This is a genomic window from Delftia sp. ZNC0008 (genome assembly GCF_000799035.1).
In the GTDB taxonomy this organism is placed as follows: Bacteria; Pseudomonadota; Gammaproteobacteria; order Burkholderiales; family Burkholderiaceae_C; genus Comamonas; species Comamonas tsuruhatensis.
This window is the reverse complement of record NZ_JTKZ01000684.1, coordinates 1-3,571: the sequence shown is the minus strand read 5'-3', so window position 1 is coordinate 3,571 and position 3,571 is coordinate 1. Positions and strand designations below refer to the sequence as shown.

The following is a 3,571-nucleotide window of genomic DNA, read 5'->3' as shown; positions in this document are numbered from 1 at the left end:
CGGGCGCCACGTCAAAGGGCACGGGCCAGGGACGGCCCCGCTCGCCGGCATCGGCCAGCGCCAGGTGGCGCGGCCCGCCAAAAACGGTCTCGGCCGCGTCCAGCGCGCGCAGTGCGGCGGGTGCGAGGCCGTCCAGGCCGTCTTCGTTCAGGCCCACCAATGTCAACCAGGGATCAGTCATGCCCCATGTTCTCCTGCTGGGCGGCACCAGCGGCGCCAGCCAGCTGGCCCAGGCCCTGCACCGCGCCGGCATTGCCGCCGTGTTCTCGTATGCGGGCGTCACGCAGTCGCCCGTGGCCCAGCCCCTGCCCACGCGCGTGGGCGGGTTTGGCGGCGCCCAGGGCCTGGCGCAATTCCTGCGCGGGCAGGCCATCAGCCATGTGGTCGATGCCACCCATCCGTTTGCCGCACAGATGAGCCGCAATGCCTGCGAGGCCTGCGCCGCCACCGGCACGCCGCTGCTGGCGCTGGAGCGCGAGCCCTGGCAGGCCAGTGCCGGCGACGCCTGGATCGACGTGCCCGACATGCAAGCCGCCGCTGCCGCCCTGCCCCAGGCAGCCGCCCGGGTGTTTCTGGCCGTGGGCCGCAAGCAGCTTGCGGCCTTTGCGGGCCAGCCGCAGCACCACTACCTGCTGCGCCTGGTCGATGCGCCCGAGCCCGGCAGCCTGCCCCTGCCCCACACCACGGTGGTGCTGGGGCGCGGTCCTTTCAGCGCGGAAGACGATGAAGCCTTGCTGCGCACGCACGGCATCGAATGGCTGGTGGCCAAGAACGCAGGCGGCGAGGCCACGCGCGGCAAGCTCGATGCCGCGCGTGCCCTGGGCCTGCCCGTGGTGATGGTGCAGCGCCCGGCGCTGCCGCAGCGCCAGCGCACCGGGTCGGTGGCTGCGGTGCTGCACTGGATTGCTCATGGCGTGCTGCCGACAGCACCGCCCGCGCCGCCAGCACCGTCCGCGCCGCCATCCATGCCGTAGTGGCGTGGCGTATAGACCCAGCGGCCCACGCGGCGCGTGGCGCTGTTGCCCACCAGGACCACGGTGCGCATGTCGGCCATCTCGGGCGTGGCCTCGGCCAGCGTGCATACGTGCAAGTGTTCCTCGGGCGTGGACACGGCGCGCGCGAACACCAGCAGGCGCTGCGGCTCGCAGCGGGTGCGCAGCAGCTGCAGCAGGCGCACAAAGCCTTCGGGCCGGCTCTTGGAGCGCGGGTTGTAGAAGGCCATGGCGAAGTCGGCCTCGGCCGCCAGTTCCACGCGCCGCGCGATCACCGGCCAGGGCTTGAGGTTGTCCGAGAGATTGATGCAGCAAAAGTCATGGCCCAGCGGCGCGCCGGCCCGCGCGGCGGCGGCCAGCATGGCGGTGATGCCGGGCAGCACCTGGATATCGAGCGCCTGCCAGGCGGCGGCCTGCACCGCATCGGCGGATTCCATGGCCTCGAACACGGCCGACGCCATGGCGAACACGCCCGGGTCGCCCGAGGACACCACGACCACCTGCCGCCCCTGCGCGGCCAGCGCCAGCGCCTGACGCGCGCGCTCCAGCTCCACGCGGTTGTCCGAGGCATGCCAGGCCACGGCCTGGCCCTGACCCGCCTGCGCCAGCAGGGCCTGCGCGCGGGACACATAGGGCAGGTAGCCGACCACATCGTCGGCCGCGTGCAAGGCGGCTGCGGCTTCGGGCGTGATCTGGTCCAGGGCGCCCGGACCCAGCCCCACCACCGTCAGGCGGCCGGCGCTCACCATGCGGCCTCCGGCCGGCGGCCCTGGCCGTGCACGAGCACGATGGCGAAATAGGGGCAGGCGTCGTCGGACACATCGCCCAGGCGCGCGACCTGCTCGCTGTCCGTGGTGCCGTTCTGCACCAGCCAGGCGGCCTCCAGCCGGCCCGTGCGCTGCAGGGCGCGGCGGATGCGCGGCAGGTTGCGGCCGACCTTCATGACCACCAGGGCCTCGGCCGTCTGCATGCGGCGCACCAGCTCGTCTTCCGACAGGGTGCCGGTCATCACGCTGAGCACGTCGTCGCCCCAGGTGATGGGCTCGCCCGTGGCGTGCCAGCAGCCCACCATGCCGGGGATGCCGGGCACCACGTCCAGCGGCACCTGGCCGCGTTCGCGCAGCCGGGTATACAGATGCATGAAGGAGCCGTAGAGGAAGGGGTCGCCCTCGCACAGCACCACCACCTGCCCGGTCTGCGCCAGCGCTTCCAGGCGCAGGCACCAGTCGTCGTAGAAGCGCGCCAGCAGGTCCACATAGGCGGGGCTGTCCACGGGCAGCTCGGTGGTCACGGGGTATTCCATGGCGTGCTCGGCAGCCCCTTGGGCCAGCAGGCCGTCCACCAGCTGGCGGGCCTTGCCGGGCCGGCCCTTCTTGCGGAAGAACGCCACCTGGCGGGCGCCGCGCACCAGGCGGTCGGCCTTGACGCTCATGAGTTCGGGGTCGCCCGGGCCCAGGCCCACGCAGACAATGCCGGGCCCACCCTGGCTGGGACGCGGCTGCCTACTCGACATGGCTGGCCAGTGCGTTGATGGCGGCCACGGTGATGGCCGAGCCGCCCAGCCGGCCATGCACGGCCATGCAGGGCACGGGCAGGTCCTGCATCAGCGCCTGCTTGGATTCCATGGCGCCCACAAAGCCCACGGGGCAGCCGATGATGGCGGCCGGCCGGGGGCAGGCCGGGTCCTGCAGCATGTTGAGCAGGTGGAACAAGGCCGTGGGCGCGTTGCCGATGGCCACCACGGCCCCGGCCAGGTGCGGGCGCCACAGCTCCAGCGCGGCGGCGCTGCGCGTGTTGCCCATGTCACGGGCCAGTGCGGGCACGCGCTCGTCCTGCAGCGTGCAGATGATGGGGTTGGCGGCGGGCAGGCGCGAGCGCGTGATGCCCTCGCTGACCATGCGCACGTCGCACAGCACGGGCGCGCCGTGTTGCAGGGCCTGCGCGGCGGCCTCGGCCATGCCGGGCGAGAAGGCCACGTGCGGGGCCAGCTCCACCAGGCCGGCGGCGTGGATCATGCGCACCACCACGCGTTCCTCGACAGGCGTGAAGCGTTCCAGCGCCGCCTCGCGGCGGATGGTGGCAAAGGACTGCCGGTAGATCTCGGCGCCATCGGTTTCGTAGCGGTGCAGCATTATTCTTTTGAAAACAGCAATCCCGGATTGTCTCGCACCGAGGCCAGGGTCCGCTGCTCCTGCGCCCTATCCCCGGCACGGCCGTGGCGCACTACGGAATAGACAGGGCCTTCGCCCTCGTCTTCACCTTCGGCCCGCAGCACCACCGTGGCCGGCGCCTGCCGCGCGCAGCCCTTGGCGCATCCGGTCACATGCAGGTGCGCGCCGTGGGGCACCTGCGGCGCCAGCTCCAGCGCCAATGTCTGCGTGGGACCCAGGGCCTGGGTGCAGCCCGGCGCGCCGGTACAGGCGGATACGCGCAGGCGCGGGTCATGGGCGTGGGTGATCCAGTCAGCGGCGTTGTTCAGCCCTGCAGCCGCCCACCAGCGGGGCATGGCGGCACCAGATTCCGCGTTTTCGTCTTCCACCAGCAGCATGCGCCAGGGCGTCACACGCAAAAAGACGCGG

Annotated in this window: 4 protein-coding genes and 2 pseudogenes; 1 reads left to right on the top strand and 5 read right to left on the bottom strand. The window is 72.3% G+C overall.

Features of this window, described 5'->3' with window-relative positions:
- Positions 1–181: pseudogene (locus L995_RS33365) on the bottom strand (cobalamin biosynthesis bifunctional protein CbiET); the annotation flags it as partial.
- On the opposite strand from L995_RS33365, the gene L995_RS22355 reads away from it, so the two are divergent.
- Complete coding sequence (locus L995_RS22355) at positions 180–974, top strand: cobalt-precorrin-6A reductase (protein ID WP_047473763.1); 795 nt, start codon at positions 180–182, stop codon at positions 972–974. The pseudogene L995_RS33365 and the gene L995_RS22355 sit on opposite strands and share 2 nt — an antisense overlap.
- On the opposite strand, the gene cobJ is transcribed toward L995_RS22355, so the two are convergent.
- From cobJ to L995_RS22335, 4 genes and pseudogenes are all read right to left on the bottom strand, one after another.
- Positions 908–1,741 carry a precorrin-3B C(17)-methyltransferase gene (gene cobJ, locus L995_RS22350; protein ID WP_052195858.1) on the bottom strand — a complete coding sequence of 278 codons (834 nt, stop codon included), beginning with the start codon at positions 1,739–1,741 and terminating at the stop codon, positions 908–910. The genes L995_RS22355 and cobJ overlap by 67 nt on opposite strands.
- Positions 1,735–2,505 carry a precorrin-2 C(20)-methyltransferase gene (gene cobI / locus L995_RS22345; RefSeq protein WP_016452704.1) on the bottom strand — a complete coding sequence of 257 codons (771 nt, stop codon included), beginning with the start codon at positions 2,503–2,505 and terminating at the stop codon, positions 1,735–1,737. The genes cobJ and cobI overlap by 7 nt, the downstream gene beginning before the upstream one ends.
- Entirely contained in the window at positions 2,495–3,124 is a 630-nt protein-coding gene (locus L995_RS22340; RefSeq protein ID WP_047473762.1) for a precorrin-8X methylmutase, read from the bottom strand. The genes cobI and L995_RS22340 overlap by 11 nt, the downstream gene beginning before the upstream one ends.
- Positions 3,124–3,571, bottom strand: a pseudogene (locus tag L995_RS22335) (precorrin-3B synthase); the annotation flags it as partial. The pseudogene L995_RS22335 and the gene L995_RS22340, both read right to left, overlap by 1 nt.

What these genes read in the sequence shown, in the direction of transcription:
- L995_RS22355 (WP_047473763.1), top strand. Translation starts at nt 180, where the DNA reads ATGCCCCATGTTCTCCTGCTGGGCGGCACCAGCGGCGCCAGCCAGCTG.
- cobJ (WP_052195858.1), bottom strand. Translation starts at nt 1,741, where the DNA reads ATGGTGAGCGCCGGCCGCCTGACGGTGGTGGGGCTGGGTCCGGGCGCC.
- cobI (WP_016452704.1), bottom strand. Translation starts at nt 2,505, where the DNA reads ATGTCGAGTAGGCAGCCGCGTCCCAGCCAGGGTGGGCCCGGCATTGTC.
- L995_RS22340 (WP_047473762.1), bottom strand. Translation starts at nt 3,124, where the DNA reads ATGCTGCACCGCTACGAAACCGATGGCGCCGAGATCTACCGGCAGTCC.